The organism is Marinobacter sp. BW6, from assembly GCF_008107725.1.
Lineage (GTDB): Bacteria > Pseudomonadota > Gammaproteobacteria > Pseudomonadales > Oleiphilaceae > Marinobacter.
The window spans coordinates 1-428 of the sequence record NZ_VIRN01000094.1 but is presented as its reverse complement, the minus strand read 5'-3'; the positions used below and the strand labels follow the sequence as shown (position 1 = coordinate 428).

Here is a 428-nt window from a genome sequence, read left to right as displayed (position 1 = left end):
GCCAAAGGCTATGTCAATCAGGAATGTGTCCACTTTCTGCTGGAGCGTGAACATCAGGTCTCGACCTTTTTAGGCAATGGCATCACCCTGCCGCATTTGCCGAAATCCGCGACGGATATCATCCTTAAAACCGGGATTGAGATCTATCAGTTTCCTGATGGCGTAATCTGGGATCGGAGCAATGTAATGTTTATTGCCATCGGCGTGATCGCGAAAGAGAAAGAGCATATTGACGTACTCAAGGAAATTGCCTCGATATTTAGCGATGAGCTGATCGCTAACGCACTGTCATTAATCTCCGACAAACATGATTTCCTGAAAATTCTGCAGCATAACGCCTTGCCCCATTAAGTATGACACCGACCGGAGCTCTGGCCCCGGTCGGATTTTCACCCCTCGCCCAGCAAACATGGCGAATAATCTGATTC

The 428-nt window shown here is 48.1% G+C and carries 1 protein-coding gene; it reads left to right on the top strand.

The genetic code is table 11. The annotated features are described in order from the left end of the window. The coding region (locus FMN52_RS19715; protein WP_148610309.1) for a PTS sugar transporter subunit IIA at nucleotides 1–351 on the top strand (351 nt) is incomplete at its 5' end. Between the last annotated feature and the right edge of the window lie 77 nt (nucleotides 352–428).